The organism is Bifidobacterium indicum (assembly GCF_036987015.1).
Classification (GTDB): Bacteria; Actinomycetota; Actinomycetes; order Actinomycetales; family Bifidobacteriaceae; genus Bombiscardovia; species Bombiscardovia indica.
The window spans coordinates 1,036,974-1,061,331 of sequence record NZ_BTXM01000001.1; the positions used below are offsets into that span (position 1 = coordinate 1,036,974).

Here is a 24,358-nt window from a genome sequence, read left to right on the forward strand (position 1 = left end):
AACACGCAGCTGGGCGAGGATATCGGGATGCTGTGCGAGCCTGCCCGCTAGGCGATCAGGTCGCGCACCGCTTTTGGGATCTGGTTCACGGGGGTGTTGAGTGTCTGGACGGTCTGCGCGAGTTCGGCCACCTGGGTGTCGGTGAGCGAGTCGATCAGATCCTCAAGCTCCCCATCCTCGAAAGTGACCTCCGTGCCGTCCTTCCACTCGGCCTTGACCAGCATGCGCGGCACCGCGTCCCTGACCAAGCCCTGGAAGTCCTTCACTACCCGGTCATTGACTACGTCCGCATGAGCGATGACTATCGCGTTCCATGGGCTTGACGTAAGGCCCTTCATGGTGAGCAGCAGGGTCTTAGAGTCCAGATCCTTGACCATGCCGGCCAGCTTCTCCTTGTCGGCCTTCTTGGGCTTGTCCTGGCCGACGACCTGGTTGCCCAGGTCCACGATGTCGCTCATAAGCTGGAGGTCGGTGATGATCTCCACGGTCTTGGTTATCGGCTTGACGGTGACTTCCATGATCTGCTCCTTATAAAATTGACTGCTCCTGGTGGGTGAAGGGTCCCCCATGCGGCAGGAGCAGGAGTCGCACGGGGGAAGTCTGGGATGGATCAGGCGACGACGGTGGCGGTCTCGTCGTAGGAGCCGGGGGCAACGCTGAAAGTGGTCTGGCTCTTGGTCAGCGCGTTGGCGGCGTGCGCCACCGGCGTGGTGATGCCGATCGTGACCCTAAACACGGAGACGGTCTGACCAGCCTCGAAGGCGGTCTGGGTCTTGTTGCGGCGGCGGACGAAGTAGCCCTGCACGCCCTTGCGGAGCGTCTCGAAGGCTGCATTCGGCTCGTCCGTGTTCACGTTGTTGACGATCTGCAGAGATCCGCCGTCGAACTTCTCCGAGCCGGGGATCTCACCCGCCTGTGCGGACGCCTCGCGGTCGTCCTTGATCATCTCCTGCGTGTGGTTCAGCTTCCACCCGGTCCCGTCCAGGTACTGGGACAGGTTCAGGTTCGTGGGCTTGTTCAGCTCGGCCACGGTCGGCTTGGACATGTCCTTGATGCCGTCGAAGCCGGGCACGAAGATCGTCAGGATGTTGCCATCCTCGATGGTCGCCGTGGGCAGTCCCGTCGCGGCGGGGACGGTGGGGTTGGTCGTATCAGCCATAGATTTCCTCCAATTGGTTGGTTCCGGATATGCAAAGACCCCGCACGATGGCGGGGTCCGTTGGTTTGGTTTGTTCGGTCAGGCGCTCCATCCGAAGCGCCAGGTGAGCACGCGCATCAGCCAGGGACGTGACGTGTCCGGGTCGGTCAGCTCCGCCGCGTACACGCCGGAGTCCACGTCAGGCACGAGCCTGCCCACCCGCCTGTCGGCCGGGGTGGCACCATCCAGGGCGGGTTTGAGCCCGTCCGCAATGATGTCGATGGCCTCGCCCGTGCGGGCGACGATACGGATATCGAGCATGCCCATGCTGGCGGTGGTGTGCAGGTCCTCGGCGGACTCGCGCCCGGTCTCGCTGACCCGGACCACCACCCAGGGCGGGCTCTTCCCGGTCGCCACATCGTCATACACGGTCCAGCCGGGCAGTGCTGGGATGAGATCCCTGACAACACGCTTGACCTGCTTCGTGGGGGTCATAGGGTGCTCGCCGCCTCCCTCACATACTTGGCAGTCGGCTCCAGCTCGTCCTTGCCGTGCTCGTAGAACCTGTGGTGCCCGCCACCGCGAGAGGTGCCGAAGAAAGCGATGTTCGCCAGGTCGGAAGCGCCACCCTTGCGGGGGCCTATGTCGGCCTCTATGACCGTCCCTTTCTCCTTCATCTCGTATGTGATGCCGATTCGCCGGATGGCCCGGTTGCCGGAGGATTGCAGGTCCTCCTGCACGCTCTCCTTGATGTTCTGCGCGCCGTGCTTGACGGCGGCGGCCACCAGGACATGCTTGCGGGCGGCCACGGTCGCCAGCCTCTCGGCCAGCTCGTTGACCTGGCCCACATCGATCTGGCCCATCAGTTCTCCTTGATTTCCTTGACGTTCCACCGTCTGGCGGTCGCATGCGTCTTCTCGGACTGGAGGTTGACCAGGCGGAAGCGCCTACCCTTCAGGTCCGGGTCGGCGGACTCGACCACCAGGGCCGAATCCTGCTCCCTGGTGCCCGTCACCGAGACGGGAAGGTGCAGGTACAGGCCCCATTCGGGGACCACGCCGCCCAGGTTGGACGAGTCTCCGGATGCGGAGTTGGTCTCGGCGGCCACACCTCCCGCGGTCTGCACCTTGCCCGGCCCCTCGTAGACAAGGGTGCCGCCCGTGGTCTCCACACCCGTATCAGGGTCCACCTGGATGCCTCCGGGGCGGGTGATGCGGATGGTGTCGGTCATCAGGCTTTCGGCGGCCCTCTGTAGTCGGGGCATGGCCGAGGCGATCATGCTTGCCGGGTCCATGCTGCCTCCTAGTAGCAGTAGGGGTATGAGGGAAGGGGCACGAAGCAGGGGTCCATACGCGCCTGGACGCTGTTCATGCTGCCGGAGTCGATGCGCAGGAGCTGCGCCCACTCCTCGTCCAGGATGCTGATTTCGCCCACGCTGCGCGTGCTGTCGATGGTCTGCTGCACGTTGGCGTCATCGACCTGGGTCATGACGGAGCGCAGGCCCTCGGGGTTGAGGGCCTTGCGTTCCACGGCGCTGACCAGCACGTCATTGATGGTCGCCTTGTAGAGCGCGTCCTCCCCGGCCCACTGGTCGAGCATGGGCACGCGGGAGCGGATCTTGCGTTCGGCCTTGTCGAGCCAGTACTGCACCTGCTTGCCGTGCGGGGAACCTGGGTCGATGGCCTGCTGCATGTCCACGGCCACGTCGTCCACGGTGGCGTATTTGGCGAGCTGGTAGTCAGCCATCACCCCTCCTTGGTCGTCTTGCCCCTTGCGGGCTTCTTGGTCGGCTCCTCTATCGAGTAGCCGTGCCGCTCGAAGTAGGAGAGGTCTTCGGGGTCGGTGACATTCACGCCGTCCTCGAAGACGACGCCAGCCACCTCCCCCGAGAAGCCCTCCACGGGTGTGTGGATGACGGTCACTGAGCGTTCACCACCTTCACGTTCCGCAGGACGGCTGCGGCCTTGGTGGCCTTCAGGCAAACCCCGATTGGGCCGAGCTCGACCTCACCCTCCTTGACGGCCTTGGCTGTGGAGAAGTCGGGCAGCCAGGTCTTGACGAGCTGGCCACCGGTGGTGGAGACGCCGCAGAAGCCGTCCAGGGCGGCACGGTAGGCGTACACGCTGGTGGTTCCGTCAGCCGCGATGGGGATGATCGGGTCGTTGGTTCCGGCCTTGGGGCCTGCGTCCACCAGGGTGATGCCGCCGTAGGTCTCACGGGTGATGGGGCGTCCGCCCTGCCCGATGAGCCCCTCCACGGGGTCCTTGGTCCAGGCGCTGGACCGGCGTGCGGCGGCACGGATGCGTGCCAGGGCCTTGGCGTTGCCCACCAGGACGGTGGGGGTGCCGTCCAGCAGGGACAGAAACTCATCGAGCGAGTCCAGAATCTTGAACCCGGAGTCGCTCATGTCGGTCCAGTCGGGTTTTGCTTCCTTCTCCTCGGTGGAGGAGCCTGTCAGTGCCTTGTCCAAGCCGTCGAAGCTGTTGGCGTCCGTGGCCTGGTCGCCGTTGATGACGGCATCCTGGAACTTGGCCGTGGTGGCCTTGATCTTCTGCATGAGCTGCTGGGTGACCGCGCCCGAGGCTGCGGGCCCGATGTCGGCCAGCACGCGGTCGATCTCGAAGGCACCACCGAGGACGGCCAGCTCGACCGACACCTTCTTGGTGGTGACCTCCTGCGGGGTGTACTCGGAATTGATCGCACGGAAAGCCGCCGTGGGCTGGGTCTCCTGGCGGCGGTACGAGTAGGTGAGTGTGGCCCCGCCTCCTGCGGGGTTCACCACGTCGTCGAAGGTGAGCGAGTCCAGGATCTCAGAGTTCTTTCGGAACTCGTCGATGACCATGGGGTCGTAGTCCTCGAGCGCGTTGTTCTTGGCTTCAGCCAGTGTCACTGCCATTGTGTTGTCTCCTTACGGGTCATTCGTAATGCCCTGCGATGGCTCCCGCCAGCGTTGTGGGCTTGGGTCCGCCACCCATGCCCTGGCTCTTGTCAGGCTTGGGTGTGGGCGGCTGCTTGTCCTGGTGTCCGATCAGCGTGGACAGTTCCTCTGCGTCCTGCGTCATCTCCTCGCGTGAGCCACCATTCAGCCGGGTGGCGAGGCTCAGTGGGATGCCGGCCTTGGCCGCCACCTCGTACTGCATGGCCGTGCGCTGACTTGCCTGAGCCGTCCGGGTGAGCTCTTCGAGCTTTTCGGCCCGCTTCTGCTCCTCGGTCTTGTCCCGGTCCTCGTACTCCTTGAGTTTCGCCCGCAGTTCAGCAGCTTCGGCCTTCGCGGTCTTGGCTGCCTCCCTTTCGGCTTCGAGGGCCTTCTTGCCTCCCTCGCCCAGCGGCTCGTCGGCCTTGGGCTGCGGGGGCGAGGGCTTGGGCGGGTCCTGCGGCTGGGGGTCCGGGTCGCCCGACCCCTGGCCTTCCGGCGCAGGCTGTTCGATGGTGCGTATCCGCATCCGGTATGGATCGCGCAGATGCATGGGTTCTCCTTCTGATCGGTGCCACTTCGCATGGCAAAGGCCGGACACCTCGCATGCCCGGTCGTGAAAATGGTTGACGGCTAGTCGAGCCAGCCGTAGTTGTGCAGGAGCCGGAGCGCCTTGTCATGGTCGGCTCCGACGATCTCGTAGATGGTCTCGGGCATCAGCCTGGGACGGTCCACCCTTGTGGAGCGTCCGCCCCGTTTCACGAAGTCCTTGGCGTAGCCGCTGTCGATCATCCTGTGGGACGCGAAGCCGCGCCTGGTGGTGGACTCGGTGGTGTACTTGATGGTCCGGTCGTACACCTGGGCGGTGGCGACCCCACCCTTGCGCCGGTAGGCGTTGACCAGGGCGTTCATGTCCGCGCCATCCTTGTACGCCTGGGCGTTGGCCTTGCTGCCCAGCGTGCGGGCAAGCTGCTTCTCGTCCAGACCGTCCAGGTACTCCCGGGGGTCCGCGCAGGCACCCTTGGGCATCCTGGCAGCGTAGACGGCTATGCAGTCGCAGCGCGGGTGCCGTTCGAAGGCCTTGGCCCCGCTGGGTTTCCCAGCGAGGATGACGCACCTGCCGCAGGAGGGCGGTGTGAGCGCCCGCACGTAGGTGGCCGTGTGGTAGCGGCCCCTGGCGGACATGGCGGACGAGGAGCGTGCGGTGTCGGCCAGTATGGTCCTTGCCCGCTGCTGGATCTCGTCCTCGATGACCTTCAGGGCGATCTGCTCGTCCACTCCCCGTTTGACCGCCTGCTTGCCGGCCACGACCGCGCCCCACATGGCATCCAGGGTGTCGTATCCGGCCCCGTCCACACCGACCCACTGGCGCGGGTCCGGCTTGTAGTGCGCGTACAGGGGGTGCCCGTCCAATGCGGTCATAGACTGCGGGGTCGTGGCTATCGCGTCGGTGGCGGTGTCGAGCTGCTCCGTGTCCAAGGCGGCGAAAAGGGACGGCATGGACAGGGAGAAGGCCTGGTCGAAGTCGCTACTCGCGTTGGACCGCCATATGAGCGTGATCCTTCTTGCGAGCCGGTTGCTTCGCGTCCTGAGCCGTCTGGCCTGCTTGACCGCCGTCTCCGGCAGCTCCTGTCCCGCCATGGTCCTCATCACCGGCCTCGCTCTCGTCCATGGGCTTCAGGTATTCGCCCCACACCTGCGCGTCGTCGTCCTTGAAGCGTTCGCGTTCCTTGTCCTTGCGGGCCCCGGACCAGCCGAGCTCGTCCCAGGCACCCTCGCGGCTGATGATGCCGGTGGCGACCAGCTTCTGGATCGCGTCCGCCTTCTGCGCGAAGGTCGGCGTGTTCGGGTCGTCCCAGTCGGTGCGGATGCGGTGACCGTCCACTTGGTCACCGGTGGCGAGACGGTAGGCCAGGGCCATCACGTCGCCCCAAGAGTCACCATCAAGGGAGTTTTTAAGCTCAACGTTCTTGACCAGCCGCACCTCGTCGGCGCGAATAGCACCCTCGGACGCCGGGTTCGCGGTATTCTGGCCGAAATAGCGGACAGGAAGCCCGGTGACGGCGCTCACCTGCTCCGCCAGGAGGTCGATGACCGTCTTGAAGTTGCTCAGGTCGCTGGCCGCGAACTGCCCGAATTTCGCTTCCTTCGATGTCGAGGTGGTCATCGCGGTGTAGTACGCCTGCCACGTATCAGCCACCTTGCCTGTCCTGGCATCAATGAAGTCCTTGTCCGAGAGTCCCACGGCCCACTTGCCTGGGACGGCGTGCGTCTCCATCGCCACCTGGAGGTCCATCAGCGCCCTGGCCGCCATGTCGGTGGGCCTGAGCACGTCCTGCATCTCGCTCTCACCCACGAAATTGCCCACGCGAGGCCGATTGATGAACTGCACGACCGGAACCTGCCCCAGGTTATGGTCATCCCTGTCCGTGATGGTCCAACCCCACCTGCCTGACTTGTCCAGGTAGACGGTCGAGTCGGGCAGATAGAGAGTCGCCTGGGTGGGCGCGTTCGCCTGATAAGGGTCGTAGTAGACGCGCAGGGCCGCGGTTATCCTGCGGCTCCTGGGGTCGATGCGGGCGATCATGGACTTGGAGGACTCCACCGAAATGATCGGGTGCGCCTTGTCGTCCGGGTTCGCGCCCACGGTGACGAAGCCATGCCCCTGGACGCGGGTCTCCAAATGGGCCAGGACGCTCTGGGACTCCATGTTGTTGGCTTCCCAGATCTCCCACAGAGGGTCACTGGCAGCAGGGTCCTCGGGAAGGCTGAAGCTGCGCACATGCTGTCGCTGCACCACCGTGTCAACCGTCACCCGAGGCCAATTCAAGGGGAATTCAAAGGCTCGGAGCTGGGGCGGGACCGCGATGCCGAGCACCTGGAGCATCTGCGCGCCACGGTAGTAGTCGTCGAGCTGCTTGTGGGTGCGGCGCAGATTGGACAGCCGCTGGTATAGGGAACGGACAAGAGCCTGCTCATCCGAAGATAGATCCGCTGCCGCCATGCCTGCCTCCATCCATCGTGCTAAAAACGTAGACCTTGTTCTGGCCGGCACTCCACCCGAGCGCCCTCATGTCGCTGGCAGCCTCATGGGCGAGAATGTCAGCCATGGAAATGTCGATCTTCTGGTTCTCCGAGGGTTTCCCGAGCACGAACTTGTCGCCCGGCTTGGCGACCATGCGGGCGGCCATCATGTGCAGCTTCGCGGTTGCGTCCGGCGAGTGCGTGGTGGTCCCGTCAGCCGTGTCCTCCCGGAAACGTACCAGGGCGTCATACATGCGGCCCACCTGGTTCGTGGGCCAGGCGATGACAGTATCCTCCCCGTAGCGTTCGCTCCAGGCGTCCACCTGCGTCTCCCAAGGGTGCGGGTCGCAGTAGAAGCGCCGCACGCGGTACGTCCTGAAGAGTTCGGACACGCAGGCGTCCACCTCGCTGCGGGGTATCCTGCCCTCCCATTCCTTCGGGTTCCAGAAGGCGGGACGTTTGGCAGGCCCGTAGGTCGGAGTCCACCGCCACCCGTCCTGCGTCTCGGCGCGCAGGGCGGTCCAGTCGCCGGACTGGGAGCCGTCGAAGCCGAGGCACACCTCGGTGCCCTCCGGTGGCGGCTGCTTATCCACCATCGTGCCGTCATACAGCTGCTCGGGCATGTAGGAGCCCAGGCCCTGCACCAGCTCGCACCCGAAGAACCGCCTGGCCTGCGCGGGGTCGCGCTCCAGGAGCTCGGAAGCCGTGGCCTCCACCGCCTCCAGGTTCACCCAGGGCGACCCCTGGTAGACGAACTCCAGGATCTTCCTGCGGTCCTTGGGGTCCATGAAGTCCAGGTCCTTGTCGTGCCGTGGGAAGTACTTCATGATATCCGGTTGCCGGCTCTCATACGTGGCCTGGCCGAAACTCGCATCCATGGGGTCCCAGGGGTTGGTGAGCTCGAGCATCCTGCCATCCATGCCCGATACGCCACGCAGCACGGTGTCGGCCACCTCGAACATGCCCGAGCGGCGCGTGTAGATGCCGCTCTCGTCGAGGAGCGCGAAGTTGACCGGGTTGCCCAGCTTGGACCGGGCGGAAGCGGTAACGGGGTCGATGCGCCCACCATTGGGAAGGCGGATGAAACCCTCGCGCACCTTCATCAGGTCATCGAGCTTGCCATTCCTTACCATGGTCTGCAAGGGCCGGTAGACGTTCGCGGTCTGTTCCTCGGAGTTGGCGAGAAGCTGCACCAGGGCCGTACGCCTGGGCATGCCCATGGGCTCACCAGGCCGGTACTCGTACTCGAAACCGCACCCGCAGCCCCAGTCCGAACAGCGGTACACCTCACCACCCTTGGCCCATCCGCAGAAAACACACGGGCCGCCACCCTCGAAACAGGCCACAGCGGCACCGAAAGGCGACTTGCCCAGCTTCTGACCGCCCACGATCTGGCCCCTGCGCCATTTGAAAGCCGCCCCCTGCAAGGGTCTCGAGGCGTTGAATGCCGTATCGGGACGGATGGTGTAGAAGTTCACGGCGTTCAGCAGCTGCCAGCCGGTCAGGACGAAGGGCTTGTTCAGGTCGTAGCCGCTGGGGACCACGCAATGCCATGCGGTCCAGTCCGCGAAGAGGAAACCAAGGGACTTGGGCTGCGCCTTCGGCATCTGGCATCACTCCATCTCAGCGAAACGGTCACGCGAACTCGGGAAGGAGATGACGTTCTTCGTCTTCCCCTTCCTGGCCTTGGGCTTGCTCTCATGTGGCACGATCTGCCAGCCATTGAGCTTCAAACCCTGCGGGGTCAGCCCGATGGTGTCCGCATACCTCGCCAGCGTCGCCCTGTCGGAAGCCGACGAGCAAGAGGACTCGCAGATCACGAACTGGCGCGTGTACAAAGCAACGGTGTTCTGAAGGTAGGCGTAGCACGGATCATGCCAGGCGATCGCCTGCGGCAGTCTCCACAGTCCCCTCCACACCTCCATCTCCCGCTCATGCCACAGCTCGGACCGTGCCTCGTCCTCGGCGTCGTACGGGCCGAGAGGGAAATGGGGGGCCTTGTACCTGTATCCGTTCGAGTCAAGCGGGTAGAGACCACCGGAGGAACGCCCAAGCCGTTCGGAACGCTCCGAATTCGGGTCGTAGGAAGGCCCGGAGCGGGCGCGGGCTCCACCGGACACCATGTCGCTCACCTCGTCTCCTACGGGCCGTCTCCGGCGATGTTTGAACCCTCCGCACTTGCGAGCCACCTCACCGGCGGTCTATCCGCCCCCTGGGAGGGGGCACCCCCCTGGGTGGTCGGGTCGGTTTGGTTCGCTGTTCTTTTAGGGTTGTTTGGTCTTGTTGTTTCTTGGTTTCGGGTTTGTCCCGTGCGCCGTGTTTTCCGAATCGTGTTCGGCTTGCGTTGTCCTGCTTGGCTGGCGTTGCGCTGGCGGCGTGGTCGTGCTTGTTGCCTTCGTCTTGCTGGTCGGCGTTTGTATTGTCTGCTGGTCGCGTTCGGTTTGGCCTTTGGTCATGTCATCGTCTCTGATGCCGGCACTGTTGGTCAGTGTTGTCGTGTCCAGTGTTCGCGCATTCTCATGCTGTTGGCTTGTCCTGCGCTTCGGTTGCAGTGTGCGTGTTCTGGGCCGGTCCATGTGGTGCGGTCCTGGGTGTGTCCGAGGTCCCATGTGTCGTGGCTTGTGATTGGTTGTCCGCATTTTGCGCAGGTGATGGTGTGGCCTTGGGCCAGGTAGTGTACCCACCTGGCCCGTTCGGCCTGGTGTCTAGCGTTGTAGCCGCGTTGGCTGGCTGTGCCTCTCTGGGCTTCGTGGGCTTGCTGGTGGGTCTTGCAGTAGCGTGTTCCGCGTGGAACGAGTTGCGGGCAGTTGTGCCATGAGCAGCGGCTTAGTGGCATGGCCTGCCTCCTGCCTACGGGGTTGGGTGCTGTGGTCCGTGGGTGGCTGGTTGTGCGGTGGGGCGGTTTGGTGCCGCCTGCCCGCCTACCCCAGCTTCCCACGGCGTGTCGCCCTTGCTTTCTTTACATACTTTGTTATTATAGTAATTGTCAACGGAAAGGAGGAAACCAATGGACAACATCTGGACGGCAATCAGCTCCATCGCCTCGGCGGTGTCGGCGGTAGCCGCGGTCATCGCCATCATCCAGAACAGGAAACGATGACATGACAAAGGGGTTCCGGTTAGACGTAGAAACCGGAACCCCGGTCTTCCAGACTAGACCAAAGGGAAACCAACATGAACGGATTCAACACACTCGGATGGGTCGCGCTCGCGCTCGGCGCGTGCAGCCTCGCCCTCGCCTTCTGGAACCCGATCCCGGCGGGCGTCTTCGGGCTCGCGGCAGGCGGGTTCGGACTGGCCGCGGGGCGCAGGCAGTGACCCGCAGGTATCTCAGCCTGACGGACGTGGCGGAGCGTCTCGGCATCACCAAAGGCGCTCTCGCTCGCTACAAGCTCCCCGAGCCGGACGTGCTCGTGGGCCATGCCAGGGGCTGGAGCGAGAAGACCATCGACGCGTGGAACGCCGCCAGACCGGGCCGTGGCGTCGGCGGCGGCAGGCCGCGCAGAAAGTAGGTCGCCCGGCTCGCGTCCATGTGAAGGGAAATAAGGTTTGGCGTGGCCGGGCAAGTCTGGGTGCCCGCAGGGAAAGGAACGTGAAGAAGCCTGCGGGCAAGTGTCAGTGTGTAGTTTCCTCGATGGTCACTTTCCAGCAGCCGTGCCATTCGCAGAAGCGTGCCAGCCATCGGGGTACCACGTATGCGACGGTCCTGGTCTGGTGCATGCTTGCCTCGCTATGCTGGGTGGTATGTGTCAGTATGATCCTGAGTGTCCGGTGCATCGTCATCGTCCTGGGACGACGTGCCCGGTGGTGTATCGCAAGATGAGGGCTGCCGAGAGGCAGAAGCAAAGGCGTAAGGCTCAGATTTTCTCAATCATCGTTAGTTTGCTTGTAATCGTGTTCTTGCTGTCCACGTATCTGCACCCTGAGTTGCTGACGGCTATTGGTGATTGGCTGGCTGCCTTGTGGCCTGCAATGTTCGCGCCTAAGCCTTGATATGCGTAAGGGCCGGACATCTCTGCCCGACCCCTACACTAAAATTCAACTGTAACATATCTTAGCGGAACGGCCTGATATGTCAAGCCGCGCTCGCTGGTCTGTCGTGTTCGATGCGGGCGATGATGTCCCCGACCCGGTACACGTTTCTGCCGTCAGTGCCTTTCTCGCTGCCGATGATTCCTTTCTGCGCCCATTTGCGTATGGCCCTTGAAGTGACGGGCCAGCCGCATTGGGTGAGCAGTTGGGCTATCTCGCCCGATGTGCCTTCCTGGTAGGAGTCCATGAGCCAGTCCTTCTGGGCTTGTCTAGTTTCGGCCAGGTCGTTCAATTGGCCGCATTGCGGGCAGATGGCGTATTGGGACTTGTCGAGCACCCAGAGGATTGAGCTGCATGCCTGGCACCAGCCTCCGCGCCGCTTCTCGGCCTCCCAGTCGAAGATACGCTTGACCGAGTCCGCGGCCTGGCGTATCTGGCGTTGGATGGCCGGAGCGGACCGGTTGCGGGCGAGCGAGGGCACGCCTTCCAGGAGCAGGGTCCTGCCCTTCTCCCTGTCTATGCCTGCCGGCACGAGGGCCGTGTAGAACTGGCGGAAGTACTGGTAATACCCCCATGCGTCCTCCCTGAGCGGGTCAGGATTGGTGGCTCGTGGACCGATGCTGCCTTTGGCGAGCTGTTTGGGTCCGGGCTTGGCCTGCCTGGTGGCGACCTGGTAGAGGTCGTCCATCCGGTCGCACAGGTAGCCGAGGTCGGCTGCGAGGACCCGCTGACAGTCCTTGCAGATCATCTCCCCGTCAGCCATCGCCGCCCCGTCGTTCGGGCATTCACCTGCCACTGTCGCTCCTTTCGAGGGTGATCTTGTCGGCCAGTATGGTCAGTTGGAGCCTTGGGATGGGCATCCCGTTGACGGGTGGGAGTATCTTGACCGACCCATCCTCCACGCAGTTGCTCAAGTCCACACCGTTGATGGACACCGCGTCTCTGCCGAAGTGGATGTCTGCTCCGTGCCATTCGCTCATCGCTTACCCTCCTTGTCGTTCAAAATTCTGGTCCTTCCTGGTGTGCTGCTTCATGGCTGATGGCGGTGCGCATAGCTTGGATGACCGCTTGCGGATAGCCGTATTGGCGGCGTATCTGCTCATCGTCTGCTCCCTCGCGAATCGCCTGCAGGGCCTTAGCCTGCCGTGTGGCGCGAGTCATGCTGCCTCCTCCTGGAAGATGGCATCCAGGCTGGTTCGAGACCGGATGGGTGCGACGTGAAGACGATCCACTCCTTTGATGAGAATTCCGAAGTCTGCCGTCTTGGGAAACAGCCTGTGGAAGGTGTCGTCATCCACTCCCGACAGGCTCTGGACGAGCGGGTCGTGGGTCCGGTCGAAGTCGTCCTCCGGGCCTAGCCGGTACAGTCCAAGCACTTTGCCGGTTTCGGCGTCCACGTACCGGATCGCGTCAGCCTGGTGGAAGGACTCGTCCCTGACCTCGTAGCGTTTTCTTCCCTGCTCGATAAGCCTGTAGATGTCTGGCTTGATCTTCGCGGTGATGATGGTCGTGGTCTTCATGCCGCCTCCTTCGTTTTCTCCCACTGCTCGCCTAGTTGTTCGGCTTCGCGCCTCATGTCCTCCATATGCTCTTCTTTGGGCCCTTCATCGCGTTTTCCCGTCTCGCCCTCACTTTCGGACTAGGGTCAGGGTCCGAAGCGCCGTCAGAGAGCATTCTGCGTGTGATTGTCTTGACGTAGTTGCCGTCAGGCCTGATTTGGCAAAAACCTGCCGCCATCGCCTCCGGGTCGGTGACGCCCTCCCTGATCTTTCCTGCGATGGCCTCCTGCCGTGGAGTGGTCTCCGGGAGCGGCCGGCCTGCCAGCGTGCGCAGGCTGATGGCGATATCCACCAGGGCCTTGCTCGCCGTGGACAGTGACCAGGTCATGTCTTCCAACACGACCGGCCCGCTGCACTGTGACTCGTCGATGGCTTGCGCCAGCGTATCCACCTCGATCATGATTCCTCCTCCGGCTTGTACTCATTCCCGGCGTGGTCGAGCATCCACCTGCCGACTCTCCTCGCCATGCCCGGGCTGAGGGTCTTGCCCACGAAGTCACGCCCCTCGCTGAGGGTGAGACGGATGCCGCCATCCACCTCGACCAGGGACATCTCACGTATCCCGTACCCGTCGCGGATGCCGAGATCGTACCTGTCCTCGGACGGCTGCTCTTCGGGCGGCCATTCGGACCAATCCTCCGGCCCCTTAAACTTGCTCATGCTGCTCCTCCGATCATGTCTTCCAGTCGCATGTCTCCTGCTTTCGCCTGACCGCCGATGAAATGCCGGACGGGCCTAGTTTTGGGTTTCGGCTTGGGTGCCTCGATGACCAGCCGCTGGGAGGCTTCCACCGCGATGGCGTGGGCCTGGTCCAGAGGGACGCCTTGTCCGGTGTCGTGGACCAGCTTGCGCCGGTAGGCTGTCGCATGGTCCGAATCGATGCCCGCCCGGTCCATGAGCCGCTCGATCTCCGTGTTCTCCGGGACCCGCTTGGCCCGCATCCTCTTGGTGAGGATGTTCACATCACCAGAACGCATCCAGTCGGTGCCAGGGTGCGAGCCGTAGAACTCCTCGACAGCATCCCAGGCGTCATTGGCGTTCACAGCATCATCCAGTTCACGCCAGAACTGCTGGACATCGGTATCCTCGAACTGTGCATTCCCATGGTGGGTCATGATCTTGGCGTAGACCAGGGCCGCATCCTCGTACTTGATCTGCTTGCTCATGTGGTCAGCTCCCTTCTGCCCGTATCCTGCATGGTGCCCGCCCGTTCCTGGGCGATGATCCTCTCCACGACCTGCTGATTGTGGAGGAGGTTCTGCTGCGACTTGCTCATGCCCGGCGATGACGCGGGTGCCCGCTGCTTGGGTTTGGGTTTGTTCTTCCATCCCCCGTCATGCAGCCACTTGGATGCGGCCGGGATGTACCTGGGGTCCCTGTGCTCGTCCCGGAGCATCTGGGCTCCCTGGAGGAGTGCTGGCAGGCTGACGCGCTGACGGCGCACCCTGCGGAACTCCCTTACGGCGGCATCCTCGTAATCGTGATTCGGGTAGAGCGACCAGAACTGGGTGAACTCGACGGTAGGCTCCGATGATGGTTCCCGGATCTGCTCCTCGTCGCTCTCAACCCCCGTTGGGGGTTTAGGGGATATATCTACGTTAGTAGATATATAAGGTACGGGTACGGGTACGGCTTCGTTTTTGCTTCGCGGTTTGCTTCGATTTTGCTTCGATTTTGCTTCACGATTTGCTTCGCGTTTGCTTCGTCTCGACTCCCCAGATTTCAGACCGCCGCTCCGTCCAGCCTTGGAACGACTGGCTTTCAGGTCCTCAATCTCCTTCGCGGTCGGGTTGTAGTCGAAGAAGTCGTGGATGCGCCACTGGTCACCCTCGTCCTCCCACAATCCTGCGGCGACGAGTTCATCGGCCTGCTTTTCGCTCGATTCGACGTGAAGCAAACGAAGCAATTGCTTCGGGATGGTTCCGCCCGTCTGAGCGCCACTCGCCCAGGAGCCTCCCTCGACCCAAAGGCCGACGGCAGCCAGGCTCACTCCCGCCATTTTCCGGTTCATGGGCAGTCGGTCATCGACCTTGAACCACACCATTTTGTCCTCCTTTCCGTTTGATTCCTGGTCCCCGCTGGCACCTGCAGGACCGTGTTGCCCCGCTCGCGAGATTCGTGCCGGCGATCGTCTTGACCTGCCCGCAGTCGCACCGACACGTCCACATGACCGTCCTGCCCCGGTGCCCCCAGTAGCCGAGCACGGTGAGCATCCCGAAGCGCTCCCCGCGCAGATCCTCGATCGAGCGGGCCATGCCTGGGAATCTGAATGTGTCACGGGGTTTCCGGTGCAGGAGCTCCAGGTCTTCTTTGGACCTGTGCCCGCCATGAACAGGGTCCAGGTCATGCAAACGGCGCGTGTACCGGCGGCGGCTGACAGGCTCACGAAGCTGCCGGGCGATCACCAGGGCAGGCGGGTCAAGCCACGTCATGAGACGCCTCCTTGACCCATACGATCCAGTGCGTGCCGGTCTGCTTGGGCTGCCGGTTGCCGAACAAGGGCTTCCGATTTGTGCAGGCGAGGATCTCCCTGACCGGTATCTGGGTCTCGTTCCACTTGAAGATCAGCACACCGCCAATCTCCAGGACTCGGAAACACTCGGAGAAACCCTGCTCCAAGCCTTCCCTCCAGTCAGCGGACAGCCTGCCGTACTTCTTGACCATGTAGCTCTTGTCCCCGCCACGCTCCAGATGGGGAGGGTCGAAGACCACAAGACGGTAGGACCCGTCCGGGAAAGGCAGGTGGCGATAGTCCATGAGCCTGTCAGGGTGTACATCGAACCGACGCCCGTCGCACAGCTCCCAAGACTCGTCACGGATATCACCGAAAAGCACACGAGGGTCCTGCTTGTCGAAGTACATCATCCGGCCACCAGACGCCGGGTCCAACACCATAGGATCACTCATCGCTTGTCATCCTCCTTGGAGTCGCGGCAGATGACGATGCTCCAGCCCAGGACCGATAGGATGCGGAACCTGGGAGCCAGGGCGAGGGCATGCTTGTCTTCACTGCGCAAATAACGCCATTCCTCCTGATACTCAGTCATCGTCTTCCCTTTCGTCTTCGATGTCCTGGTCCGGGCCCAATGGCTGCCCGTGGTTGAGGAGCAGTGCATACTGCTCCAAGGTCATGTAGACCAGCTGCTGGCCCACCGTCTCCCTTGAATCGATACCGATCCCGCGCCGCTTCTGCACGACGGCCCAGAATGTAGCGCCATCGTGCATGGCCTCCTTCTGCGCCTGGTCAAGATGCTTGGGGATGTCCATGCGGGCCGTATTCTTGCACTCGATGACCACCCGATGCTGGTCATGCATGATGCCATTGATGTCTCCCCGGTCCTGGGACCCGGACAGGTGGCGTCTCTCCACCCTCGGATCATCAAGACCCCAGGCCAGATAGGACGCCGTAGCGGTCTCCATATCCGCACCAGCACGCTTGGCGCTCTTGCGATTACGGCTCATGCGACCGCCCCCCATGCAGACCAGTCACAGCCCATGCAATGACCGGACGGGCTTACCGCTCCCCCGCAGAGCGGGCACGTATGGTCAGGCTCAGGAGGAGACTCCACACCCGCGTAAGGATCAAAAGACAGGGTCCGCATTGTGGTCACCTCCCCACGGGTCCTGCGCCGTAGCGCCGGGGGTAGGAGCCGAGAAACCATTGGACACAGGCTGCTGGCGGTTGAAGTCGCCCTGCTGCTGGCCTTGGCCGTTGCGCTGCTCCGTGTGGATGATGCCCACATGCCGGGCCTGCAAGTCGAGCGACTGCCGCTGCTGACCCTGACGATCCTGGTACTCGCGCATCTTCAGCCCGCCCGTCACGATCAGCTTCACACCCTTACGAATGAACTGGGCCTGCTGCTTGGCCTGGTCGCTGTACAGGGTCACCCGGAACCAGGCCGTACCCTGGTCCACCCACTGTCGGGACTGCTTGTCCATGTAACCCTGGTTGACGGCCACACTCACCGTCGTGGCGGATCCTCCATTCTGGAATGTCACTGTCTCCGGCTCTCCGCCGGCGTTGCCTACAATCTCGATATCTGCGGCCATCAGGCCCTCCCTATAGGTGATTTGAAAGTAAATGGGTTGTCTTTGGTCCGGTAGCGTCTGGTCGTGCCATGCCTTGATTCGGCCTCCGCATTGCACTCGTAGCCGCACCACAAGGCGTGAGCGCACGAGGACCTCTTGCACTTCTCACAGACGCTGGAGGTGACGCGCATGCACGTCGCACACGAGCAGCCAGGACGGGTTGGCAGGGTCATGCCCGCTCACCCCGCTCCATGCACCAGCAGCCGCACACGAGGGCAGCCAAGTCCACCAGGCCAAGCCGCGGCTCCACCAACGTCCACGGCAGAGCGAAGAACAAGACCACGCCACACACGACGGCACCAAGCAGAGCCAGATCACTCAGCGGCATGACGCGCCCCCAGATCCTTGACCACCCTGCACACCAGCTCCTCGGCCAAAGCCTGCGGCTCATACTGGTGGTTGCCATCCAGAGCGAGGAGGAACGCCTCCCGATACCCGGCATGGAACGGATTGCCGCCGATACCCGCCCTGGTCGCCTTGATACCCACGCCATCAAGGTCGAAACGGACATTCGTCACCGTCCCCGGGGCGACGGCCACGTACACGGTCTGCAAGGACGGCCAACCGCACTCGTCGCCCCGCACCCTGTCGCCCCTGACCTGCGTATACGAGTCCACCGTGTCAAGCGCCGTCACATACCGGTCCGATGGTCTGCCACAGCCGCCACACAAAGGGCAGCCATCCAAGCCGGGCGCATACGTCCTGGCCCCGCACTGGTCGCACTCGTACACCTGCACCTTCTCGTCGATGTACTTGCCGAAGAACCCGGTGACTGTTTTCAGCCGCATCATCGGGCACCACCAGCCTCAACCTCAAGGCCACCAGTCTCACCCAGGGTCGTCAGCAGCTTCTCCGCCTCGGCGGGCGTCAGGTGCGCGTCCGACAGCCTGCCCGCGACGGGCCTGCCGATGATGGCGCTCACCCTCTGCCGCTGCTCGTCCGGCTGGTTAACACCGGCCTTGACCAGGGCGGCCCTGATCCGGGTCAGCTCCTGGTCGGGAACGCCACGGAAACGCTGACGGCCCACGAAGCCACGCTGGGCGCGCTCCTCCTCCTTGACGGCCATCTGCTCCGAACCACCCTCGTCACCGGAGGCGAGGTTGAAGGCGCTGGTGATCGCGTACCGCTTGCAGCTCGTCCACGTGCCCGCATCCTTCTTCACGTCCTGACCGGTCAGCACGCACGGGTAGGCCAGCAGGTCCTCACCCTTGCCGGTTTTCACGTCCACGACTCGCACATGCACCGCATTGTCGATCAGAGGGGTGCTCAGCCACAGGTCCTGCGAGTCCAGCGCGCTGTTGACCGCCTTGTACAGGTCGTCGATGGTCGCATACTCGATGCTGCTCCCACCAAGCCGCATCTTGCCGGACTTGGTGATACTCATGTTCTCCCTGGCCCGCTGGATGCGTTCCCAGACCGTGCCCTTCACGGGTTTGCTCTCCTGCTCGCTCATGCTTCCATCTCCTCGTACTCACGATCGATCTGCCAGCCCGTGAACCGCACGTCCCTGGGGGTCTTGTCCAGCCCGTAACAGGCCATCCGCTGCCTCCAGTCGCCGGGACTGTCACGCTTGAACCCGGCCAGCTCATCCAAGGCCTGCGCGATATGCTCGCCGGCCATCCCGATCTCCTGACTGTCCTCGGCCATCCGCCACACCATGTAGTCGTAAGGGCGCTTCTTCTCCTGCACCACGAACTCGAAACCAATCGGACCCTCATACCCGCCCAGCCGGTAAAGCATCATGTAGAAGGCCGCCTGGATGTGATAGCCCAGACGGGCCGCATCCCTCGGGAAATCACGAGGGTCCGAAGCCGTGGTCTTGTAATCACGGATACGCAGCACCCCATCCTCGTCAGGAGCATCAGGCAGCCAGTCATACTTACCCTTCAACTCCAAGCCGGACGCAGGGTCATCAGCGAACACGGCCACCTCCGGCCTGCCCGGTATCGCATCGAAGTAAGGTGACGTGACCGCAGCCATCGCCTCAGCCTTCGACAGGTCGGCGGCAGACAACACCGCCGCATCATCCCTCGCCTTCAACTCCTCCAACTCGGCCCGGCCAGCCTTCGTACGCAGATTCGGACGCTCCACAATCTCCGCACCAGTGCCAAGCACCAACGCATGAGCCGCCTTACCGAACTCCAAGGCATCACCCGACACGTCCAGGCCATGATCCAGATAATCCACATACGACAAGGGCGACACCATGAACCGCTTCAAAGCCGACTGGTCCAAAGCAGGGTCAGCGAAATACTCACTATCGGAAAGCTGCCTGATATCAGCAACCATCACTCGGCCCTCCCGTCCACGAAATGCACAGGAGTCAAAGGCAGGTACCTTCTAGCCACCTCTTCATCGATGAAAGACCCGGACTCGGTGAAATCTGCGGATGTGTAAGTCCACCGGTTTCGGTTCCTAGTCGCTACCCGAACCAGCAACGCACCATCGATACCCCTGTACGCACCCGGCTTGATCGGCAGCTCGTGACGGCGACGCACAGCACACGAAACGAAGAAAACCGGGACCGGGTCACAATCCCCCACCAGAAACACGTCGTGCACGACACGGGTGACCCGCAGCAGACGCCCATTGACCACGATCGCGTCGGCCTTGCTGACATCCTCCGTGCGGATCTGCTCCCAGTCACGCTCATCCCACACCAGACGGAAATCACGCACACCCTTATCGAGCTTGAGCCCATCGCCATCACGCCACAGGACACCCACGCCATCACACGAGCCATCAGCAATCACCGCGTCGCCATTGCACTCGACCATACGACCAGACACAACACAACCCTCGTCATAGGTCACCAGCACATGCTTGCCCTCAAGCTCCTCAGCCGTCAGGCCCTCATACCATTCCCTGTCACTCATTTGTTTTCCTTCACTACGATTGGTCCTTCATCAATGCGAGCCGGCGACCAGGGCACCTGCGCCCTCAGCCGCTCACACTGCTTCCTCAACGCCGCAATAGACAGCGCGCACTCGTCCAGATAGGCGTCAACCTCATCCGCGTCATACCGGTCAGGACGCCACAAAAACCCACGCCACGACCGGAACTCCGCACGCCGGATATCATCAGGAGTCAACAGGCGCATCACACCCACCCCCAAGCCCAAGACGAGCACGAGTAGCCGGATCCAAACGCTCCAACTCCAACAAAGCCAACTGATCAGCGGTCATGATGCCTGCTCCACATCCGCCTTGAAAGGCCACGACTCAACCTCAGCCTGAAGATCAGTAGTCAGAAAACCGCCGTTATTGCCATCCGGGTCGACCCGATACAAGTGTCCAAACAGCTTGTCGAACTTCTCGTCGCCAAACGGGGTCCGGGATGCGGCCTGCTTACGATTCAGCAGCTCGAAAATCACCGGAGCACCGGAAGCCACACGCCTGCTCACGCCGCCACCCCCATGTCCTTGCCGTCAAGGAACTGGCTGATGAAGTACGCCTGCCCCTTCCCCGTCACCTTCGGTGTCTTAGTGATCGTCGTATGCCCATCAGCATGAACGACCGTGGTCTCCTTCACATGGAAGAGCCCCAATTCCATGGCACGCTGGGTCGGCATGTTCTTCGCACTGCCCGCCTTCATCAGATAGCCATGCTCGCGCATCCACGCGAACAGCCTGGTGCCGCCAATATCCACACCATTGCCCTTGAGGATCTTCGCCAGATCACCGACCAGGATGTCCGTATGCGCCGCACTCACCGCGTCAGCAAACAGGACCTTCGGCCTTTGCCGGCCAAGCTGCTCCTCCTGCGCCCTGACCTTGGACTGAAGCCAGCGCATGGATGCCAAGGCCATCTGCTCCGGGGTCATATGCTCCTGCCCCAGCATGTAGCCCCCATGCACGCGGATCGAGGGAAGCACATCGTGAGTCACCCAACGCTGGAACTCTTTGGCCTCCGGCTTATCAGAGCGGAGAATGATCCTGTAAAGTCCAGTCTCGTTGACGATGTTGGCCTGACCGGACAAGCCCCCTAGATTGAATCTAGTCACCTCATCCTGGTCCAAACGCTTCGCAACATCCGTCGCATTCCGAATCCCCAGGACCTCGCACACGTCCTTAAGCACCCACCAGGTCTGACCCGTCTCAAAGGTCAGGGTCCTCACCTTATGGCCCTTGAAATCAAAGGGCTGTACAATATCAGTTGACATCAGATATCTACCTACTTTCTCTTGTCACTGCCGCAGCTGGTACCTGCGGCATTCTTCTTATATGGGAAAATCTGAATATGGGTTCGATAACTGACTGGATATCCGCCATATGCGCGGCAGTGGCAGTAGTGGCCGCATTCGTAACCGTCTGGTGGCCATGGCATGCGCGCAAAACGTCCAAACTGACATACGAAAAACGCACATATCCATACCCCAACCTGACACCCGAGCAGATCGGACAGCTCGTCGTAGCCACGCAACTAAGGCGGCCGATGGTCTGGTTTCTTATCAGGAACAACGGGGACGGCACCGCGCACGACATCCAGCTAAAACCCCTTGACGACTTCGAAGCAAGATTCTTCGAGCAGCACGAATCCCCCGATGGCGGTACCATCACGCTCTCCGACTCACAACCGATCCTCAGACCCGGTGAATCCTGCACGATCATGCTTCTTCCCAACAGGAAGACTTCGAGACAAAAGCCGAAACTTCGCCTATTATGGTCAGAGGAACCCACACGCCTTCGCCAGAGCCAAAAAGACCGAACTGACGCATTGCAGTGCCAATTAGAGCCCAAAGCCCCTCTTCCCCGAACAGAGCAACAGTTGGCTCTTGCACAACTACGCGCATCCGCACGTCAAACTCCGTATTCCCTGCGTGAATACGTTGATCTGCTAGGACTGGACCCGAACGAGCTTGGTCTCCACGATGCGAACGGACACGCTTAGAACGACCATCACGGAACAGAAGAATCAGATCCCCATCCTCCATGGTCTCCTCAGGAGCCTCCGGCACAGCAAACACGGGATTCACACACCTGGCGGGAAAAGGCAGCCTCATCTCACGCCGCCAGCCGCTGATTCTCTGACTTATCAGTAAGGAGAAGAATCGGATCGCAACTTATGACTTCTGCGATACGGAAAACCTCTTCCACTGTGAACGGCGTATAAGCACGGAGTTTTGAATTGAGGGTGCTGCTTGGCATCCCGGTCTTTTCTGATAAGGCGACTTTCTTGATTCCTGACGCCTCGATTGCTGCATTGACCTTGCTCGCAATTCTTTGATTGATATCGCTATACCTCATATGACTAACAGTAATGGTTCATAATGAACGTGTCAAACTCAATTGTGCTTGATTTGACTAACACTATTCCTCAAAACTGTTGTATAGTACTTCTATGACCAATATCATCCAGGACAGGGCAATGCTCTTCAGCAAATACATCGGTGCCGAGTTAAAAGGTGCCATCGCCTCACACGGATACAGCCAAGGCAAGGTAGCCGACGCACTAGGCCACGCAAGATCAGCAATGTCGAACTGGCTGAACGCCAAACCCCCGATCGATGTCGCAGTCGCGAACAAAATCTGCGATTACATCGGGATGGACTTTACAGTGGTCGTCAAAAGAGCCGAGCAGCGCGTGACCGATGAACTTGGCCCCTACCCGCCACTCGAGGTCGATCCGTCGCAGCTTCCCGAGGATGAGAAGATCCAGTACGTGCTGAACAAGATCAAGGCCGGCGACCAGGGTCTGGTCGCATCCACCGACCCCTACAAGGAGCAGGAGAAAGAAGGTGGCGATGGACGCTGACCCGCACTACCTGAAGGGGATCACGTCAACGACGACGTACGGGCAGATGCGCAGGCAGGCCGACAACCTCGACGTGACCATAGCCAGCGCGCACCTGCCGGGGAACATGGAAGGATGCTACGACCAGCATGCCAACATGATCCTCATCGACCGGAGCATGACCTACACGCAGAAACGGTGCACGCTCCTGCACGAGCTCATCCACTGGGCACACAGGGACACATCCATGGGCGGCATCTACGACACCCGCGTCGAACACCGCGCCAGGAGGCAGACCGCGCTGAAGCTGATCAACCCGCTCGAATACCGGACCGCGGAAACCATGTACGAGGGGGACGCCTACCAGATCGCCTGCGAACTCGACGTGACCCTCCAGGTTGTCAAAGACTACAGGATGATCCTGGTCCAGCGTCTTTATCAATTCTCAATGGTCGATGGTTGAATACCCGGACCATTCGTGCCCACCCGGCCATCATCATCCAGTGTTTGTGCGTATCGCTTATAGTCGATTTCCGGGTGCGCATAGGGGAATGAGACGCGTAACTGCAGTTTGCCTTTCCCTCCTGTTGCGCCGAAGTGCGCGTAGGAGACGCCTCCTTGTGGTGGCACCTGCCTGCAGTGACGGGAGGTCTGCAGCACTGTCAGATATCCGGCGTTCTCTCCATCCAGCCAGACATCGATGATGGGCTCGCCCGCATGCTTGCCCGAGGGCATGATCCCGTGGGTCAAAGCCACCCAGACCTCGGCATTGCGGGGGAAACGCATGAATACACCCTGATGCTTCCCCGCACCAGCAACCCCGACCGTCTGCCATGAACCGACATTCTCGACGATGCAATCCCCTTCAGGCCTCTTATTGCACGGCCGGCGCACGTCATGGCCGCCGAAATGCCTCGACTGGTCCGCCGCCGACGCACCAAGCGACGATCCGACTTCATGCGAGGCTGCGGCACCACCGCCTGATGAGATGGTCGAGAAACCCCCTCCGAGCCTTCTCATATAGTCGCGCATCCATTCGAAACACTGCTGCGTCTGTCCGGCATCCGAAAGTGCGCGATGCTCCTCGGACTGCGCAATGCCGAACCTGCGAATGAGATCCTCAAGCCGGTGATGCCGCTCCTCGGGAAACATGGCCCGACTCATCTGCAAAGTATCCATGCAGATGACACCCTCCGGGGCTTCCACCCCTATCCGGTCACCCTCTGCCTCCAGGAACCCCATGTCGAAACGCAGATTATGCCCCACCAGCGGATCATCCCCGACCCACGACCAGAAAGCGGGAAGCACCCGAACGATGCCCGGCTGCCCATTCAGCATCGAATCGGTAATCCCGGTGAGTTCGACTATCCGCTCATCCAAGGCACGACCCGGATCGACAAGCATGGAAAAACGATCGACCACCTGCCGGCCGCGCACCTTCACAGCGCCTATCTCGATGATCCTGTCCCTATCGGCATGCAGACCCGTCGTCTCCGTATCCAAAGCCACATAATCAACTGGCAGACCATCATCACCCAGATACCTCCCAGTGAATTCGGGAGACACGACAGAATCAAGACCACCCTCATAACGTTTTCCGCTCTCATGACTACCGGCTTGACCAGCATGCCTGCCCCGACCGGACCTGGAAGCGAGGAAAGCGACTAGCAGGACCAGCACCAGGCAGACGACACCCGCCACCGGATAGGCAGCAAACAAGCATACAAGAATGAAAGCGACCACTATCTTCCAGACGGCACCTTTACCCTTCTTACCCATAACCGCAAAACTACAACAAGGGGACGAAACACCATCATCATTATCTACTCTTGTAGCTTTTTTTAAGGTGGACATGTCCTCCTGATAGGCT

The 24,358-nt window shown here is 61.7% G+C and carries 39 protein-coding genes; 5 read left to right on the forward strand and 34 right to left on the reverse strand.

Annotation, left to right across the window (positions count from 1 at the left end):
- Positions 1-47: 47 nt before the first annotated feature.
- From AACP59_RS04435 to AACP59_RS09620, 14 genes are all read right to left on the reverse strand, one after another.
- The gene (locus AACP59_RS04435) at positions 48-518 is read right to left on the reverse strand and encodes a hypothetical protein (protein ID WP_339350988.1); all 471 of its coding nucleotides are present in this window, start codon (positions 516-518) and stop codon (positions 48-50) included.
- Positions 519-610: 92 nt separating this feature from the next.
- Positions 611-1,159, reverse strand: coding sequence for a phage tail tube protein (locus tag AACP59_RS04440; RefSeq protein WP_339350987.1), 549 nt, complete (start codon positions 1,157-1,159; stop codon positions 611-613).
- 78 nt (positions 1,160-1,237) lie between these two features.
- Positions 1,238-1,633: a tail completion protein gp17 gene (gp17, locus tag AACP59_RS04445; RefSeq protein WP_339350985.1), complete on the reverse strand. Its 396-nt coding sequence runs from the start codon at positions 1,631-1,633 to the stop codon at positions 1,238-1,240.
- Entirely contained in the window at positions 1,630-2,001 is a 372-nt protein-coding gene (locus AACP59_RS04450; RefSeq protein ID WP_339350984.1) for a hypothetical protein, read from the reverse strand. The genes gp17 and AACP59_RS04450 overlap by 4 nt, the downstream gene beginning before the upstream one ends.
- The gene (locus tag AACP59_RS04455) at positions 2,001-2,432 is read right to left on the reverse strand and encodes a DUF6093 family protein (protein ID WP_339350982.1); all 432 of its coding nucleotides are present in this window, start codon (positions 2,430-2,432) and stop codon (positions 2,001-2,003) included. The genes AACP59_RS04450 and AACP59_RS04455 overlap by 1 nt, the downstream gene beginning before the upstream one ends.
- 8 nt (positions 2,433-2,440) lie before the next feature.
- On the reverse strand, positions 2,441-2,884 hold the full coding sequence (locus tag AACP59_RS04460) for a Gp19/Gp15/Gp42 family protein (RefSeq protein ID WP_339350980.1): 444 nt from the start codon (positions 2,882-2,884) through the stop codon (positions 2,441-2,443).
- A complete protein-coding gene (locus tag AACP59_RS04465) occupies positions 2,884-3,060 on the reverse strand; it encodes a hypothetical protein (protein ID WP_339350978.1) in 177 nt (58 codons plus the stop codon). The genes AACP59_RS04460 and AACP59_RS04465 overlap by 1 nt, the downstream gene beginning before the upstream one ends.
- A complete protein-coding gene (locus AACP59_RS04470; protein ID WP_339350976.1) occupies positions 3,057-4,034 on the reverse strand; it encodes a major capsid protein in 978 nt (325 codons plus the stop codon). The genes AACP59_RS04465 and AACP59_RS04470 overlap by 4 nt, the downstream gene beginning before the upstream one ends.
- A 19-nt stretch (positions 4,035-4,053) precedes the next feature.
- Positions 4,054-4,605, reverse strand: coding sequence for a hypothetical protein (locus tag AACP59_RS04475; protein ID WP_339350974.1), 552 nt, complete (start codon positions 4,603-4,605; stop codon positions 4,054-4,056).
- Positions 4,606-4,685: 80 nt separating this feature from the next.
- Entirely contained in the window at positions 4,686-5,693 is a 1,008-nt protein-coding gene (locus AACP59_RS04480) for a hypothetical protein (RefSeq protein WP_339350973.1), read from the reverse strand.
- A complete protein-coding gene (locus tag AACP59_RS04485) occupies positions 5,581-7,056 on the reverse strand; it encodes a phage portal protein (RefSeq protein WP_339350971.1) in 1,476 nt (491 codons plus the stop codon). Before AACP59_RS04485 ends, AACP59_RS04480 begins: the two co-directional genes overlap by 113 nt.
- Positions 7,028-8,683 (reverse strand): terminase large subunit domain-containing protein, encoded by a 1,656-nt coding sequence (locus AACP59_RS04490; protein WP_339350970.1) that lies wholly within the window; start codon positions 8,681-8,683, stop codon positions 7,028-7,030. The genes AACP59_RS04485 and AACP59_RS04490 overlap by 29 nt, the downstream gene beginning before the upstream one ends.
- A gap of 6 nt (positions 8,684-8,689) precedes the next feature.
- The gene (locus AACP59_RS04495; RefSeq protein WP_339351007.1) at positions 8,690-9,199 is read right to left on the reverse strand and encodes a hypothetical protein; all 510 of its coding nucleotides are present in this window, start codon (positions 9,197-9,199) and stop codon (positions 8,690-8,692) included.
- A gap of 362 nt (positions 9,200-9,561) precedes the next feature.
- Positions 9,562-9,912: a DUF8602 domain-containing protein gene (locus AACP59_RS09620; protein ID WP_502260905.1), complete on the reverse strand. Its 351-nt coding sequence runs from the start codon at positions 9,910-9,912 to the stop codon at positions 9,562-9,564.
- Positions 9,913-10,250: 338 nt separating this feature from the next.
- On the opposite strand from AACP59_RS09620, the gene AACP59_RS04500 reads away from it, so the two are divergent.
- Both AACP59_RS04500 and AACP59_RS04505 read left to right on the forward strand, forming a co-directional pair.
- A complete protein-coding gene (locus tag AACP59_RS04500) occupies positions 10,251-10,394 on the forward strand; it encodes a hypothetical protein (protein ID WP_339350968.1) in 144 nt (47 codons plus the stop codon).
- Complete coding sequence (locus AACP59_RS04505; protein WP_339350967.1) at positions 10,391-10,588, forward strand: helix-turn-helix transcriptional regulator; 198 nt, start codon at positions 10,391-10,393, stop codon at positions 10,586-10,588. Before AACP59_RS04500 ends, AACP59_RS04505 begins: the two co-directional genes overlap by 4 nt.
- 563 nt (positions 10,589-11,151) lie before the next feature.
- On the opposite strand, the gene AACP59_RS04510 is transcribed toward AACP59_RS04505, so the two are convergent.
- From AACP59_RS04510 to AACP59_RS04595, 18 genes are all read right to left on the reverse strand, one after another.
- Positions 11,152-11,904: a hypothetical protein gene (locus tag AACP59_RS04510; RefSeq protein WP_339350966.1), complete on the reverse strand. Its 753-nt coding sequence runs from the start codon at positions 11,902-11,904 to the stop codon at positions 11,152-11,154.
- On the reverse strand, positions 11,894-12,088 hold the full coding sequence (locus AACP59_RS04515; protein ID WP_339350964.1) for a hypothetical protein: 195 nt from the start codon (positions 12,086-12,088) through the stop codon (positions 11,894-11,896). Before AACP59_RS04515 ends, AACP59_RS04510 begins: the two co-directional genes overlap by 11 nt.
- A 19-nt stretch (positions 12,089-12,107) precedes the next feature.
- Positions 12,108-12,269, reverse strand: coding sequence for a hypothetical protein (locus AACP59_RS04520; RefSeq protein WP_339350963.1), 162 nt, complete (start codon positions 12,267-12,269; stop codon positions 12,108-12,110).
- The gene (locus AACP59_RS04525) at positions 12,266-12,628 is read right to left on the reverse strand and encodes a hypothetical protein (protein ID WP_339350962.1); all 363 of its coding nucleotides are present in this window, start codon (positions 12,626-12,628) and stop codon (positions 12,266-12,268) included. The genes AACP59_RS04520 and AACP59_RS04525 overlap by 4 nt, the downstream gene beginning before the upstream one ends.
- Positions 12,629-12,680: 52 nt before the next feature.
- Entirely contained in the window at positions 12,681-13,067 is a 387-nt protein-coding gene (locus AACP59_RS04530; protein WP_339350960.1) for a hypothetical protein, read from the reverse strand.
- Positions 13,064-13,327, reverse strand: a complete 264-nt coding sequence (locus AACP59_RS04535) for a hypothetical protein (protein WP_339350958.1) — start codon at positions 13,325-13,327, stop codon at positions 13,064-13,066. Before AACP59_RS04535 ends, AACP59_RS04530 begins: the two co-directional genes overlap by 4 nt.
- Positions 13,324-13,833, reverse strand: a complete 510-nt coding sequence (locus AACP59_RS04540) for a hypothetical protein (RefSeq protein ID WP_339350956.1) — start codon at positions 13,831-13,833, stop codon at positions 13,324-13,326. The genes AACP59_RS04535 and AACP59_RS04540 overlap by 4 nt, the downstream gene beginning before the upstream one ends.
- Positions 13,830-14,711 (reverse strand): hypothetical protein, encoded by an 882-nt coding sequence (locus tag AACP59_RS04545; RefSeq protein ID WP_339350955.1) that lies wholly within the window; start codon positions 14,709-14,711, stop codon positions 13,830-13,832. The genes AACP59_RS04540 and AACP59_RS04545 overlap by 4 nt, the downstream gene beginning before the upstream one ends.
- Positions 14,712-15,085: 374 nt before the next feature.
- Positions 15,086-15,574: an SAM-dependent methyltransferase gene (locus AACP59_RS04550; protein ID WP_339350953.1), complete on the reverse strand. Its 489-nt coding sequence runs from the start codon at positions 15,572-15,574 to the stop codon at positions 15,086-15,088.
- Positions 15,571-15,714, reverse strand: a complete 144-nt coding sequence (locus tag AACP59_RS04555) for a hypothetical protein (protein ID WP_339350951.1) — start codon at positions 15,712-15,714, stop codon at positions 15,571-15,573. The genes AACP59_RS04550 and AACP59_RS04555 overlap by 4 nt, the downstream gene beginning before the upstream one ends.
- Positions 15,707-16,129 carry a hypothetical protein gene (locus tag AACP59_RS04560; RefSeq protein WP_339350950.1) on the reverse strand — a complete coding sequence of 141 codons (423 nt, stop codon included), beginning with the start codon at positions 16,127-16,129 and terminating at the stop codon, positions 15,707-15,709. Before AACP59_RS04560 ends, AACP59_RS04555 begins: the two co-directional genes overlap by 8 nt.
- A gap of 120 nt (positions 16,130-16,249) precedes the next feature.
- Positions 16,250-16,717, reverse strand: coding sequence for a single-stranded DNA-binding protein (ssb, locus tag AACP59_RS04565; RefSeq protein WP_339350948.1), 468 nt, complete (start codon positions 16,715-16,717; stop codon positions 16,250-16,252).
- 353 nt (positions 16,718-17,070) lie between these two features.
- Positions 17,071-17,547: a hypothetical protein gene (locus AACP59_RS04570; protein ID WP_339350946.1), complete on the reverse strand. Its 477-nt coding sequence runs from the start codon at positions 17,545-17,547 to the stop codon at positions 17,071-17,073.
- Positions 17,544-18,209: a hypothetical protein gene (locus AACP59_RS04575; protein ID WP_339350944.1), complete on the reverse strand. Its 666-nt coding sequence runs from the start codon at positions 18,207-18,209 to the stop codon at positions 17,544-17,546. The genes AACP59_RS04570 and AACP59_RS04575 overlap by 4 nt, the downstream gene beginning before the upstream one ends.
- Positions 18,206-19,045 carry a PD-(D/E)XK nuclease family protein gene (locus AACP59_RS04580; protein ID WP_339350943.1) on the reverse strand — a complete coding sequence of 280 codons (840 nt, stop codon included), beginning with the start codon at positions 19,043-19,045 and terminating at the stop codon, positions 18,206-18,208. The genes AACP59_RS04575 and AACP59_RS04580 overlap by 4 nt, the downstream gene beginning before the upstream one ends.
- Positions 19,045-19,632 (reverse strand): hypothetical protein, encoded by a 588-nt coding sequence (locus AACP59_RS04585; RefSeq protein ID WP_339350941.1) that lies wholly within the window; start codon positions 19,630-19,632, stop codon positions 19,045-19,047. Before AACP59_RS04585 ends, AACP59_RS04580 begins: the two co-directional genes overlap by 1 nt.
- 305 nt (positions 19,633-19,937) lie before the next feature.
- Positions 19,938-20,159 (reverse strand): hypothetical protein, encoded by a 222-nt coding sequence (locus tag AACP59_RS04590; protein WP_339350940.1) that lies wholly within the window; start codon positions 20,157-20,159, stop codon positions 19,938-19,940.
- Positions 20,156-20,917, reverse strand: a complete 762-nt coding sequence (locus AACP59_RS04595; RefSeq protein ID WP_339350938.1) for a phage antirepressor KilAC domain-containing protein — start codon at positions 20,915-20,917, stop codon at positions 20,156-20,158. Before AACP59_RS04595 ends, AACP59_RS04590 begins: the two co-directional genes overlap by 4 nt.
- 77 nt (positions 20,918-20,994) lie before the next feature.
- Here AACP59_RS04595 and AACP59_RS09625 point away from each other — a divergent pair, with 77 nt between their 5' ends.
- Complete coding sequence (locus AACP59_RS09625; protein ID WP_502260908.1) at positions 20,995-21,645, forward strand: DUF8453 domain-containing protein; 651 nt, start codon at positions 20,995-20,997, stop codon at positions 21,643-21,645.
- 113 nt (positions 21,646-21,758) lie between these two features.
- Here the strand turns inward: AACP59_RS09625 and AACP59_RS04600 are convergent, their stop codons facing one another.
- The gene (locus AACP59_RS04600; protein ID WP_267431105.1) at positions 21,759-22,001 is read right to left on the reverse strand and encodes a helix-turn-helix domain-containing protein; all 243 of its coding nucleotides are present in this window, start codon (positions 21,999-22,001) and stop codon (positions 21,759-21,761) included.
- 94 nt (positions 22,002-22,095) lie between these two features.
- Between AACP59_RS04600 and AACP59_RS04605 the strand changes: the two genes are divergently transcribed.
- Positions 22,096-22,509 (forward strand): helix-turn-helix domain-containing protein, encoded by a 414-nt coding sequence (locus AACP59_RS04605; protein WP_339350935.1) that lies wholly within the window; start codon positions 22,096-22,098, stop codon positions 22,507-22,509.
- A complete protein-coding gene (locus tag AACP59_RS04610; RefSeq protein ID WP_339350934.1) occupies positions 22,499-22,951 on the forward strand; it encodes an ImmA/IrrE family metallo-endopeptidase in 453 nt (150 codons plus the stop codon). The genes AACP59_RS04605 and AACP59_RS04610 overlap by 11 nt, the downstream gene beginning before the upstream one ends.
- On the opposite strand, the gene AACP59_RS04615 is transcribed toward AACP59_RS04610, so the two are convergent.
- A complete protein-coding gene (locus AACP59_RS04615; RefSeq protein ID WP_339350933.1) occupies positions 22,927-24,342 on the reverse strand; it encodes a 3'-5' exonuclease in 1,416 nt (471 codons plus the stop codon). The genes AACP59_RS04610 and AACP59_RS04615 overlap by 25 nt on opposite strands.
- Positions 24,343-24,358: the final 16 nt, after the last annotated feature.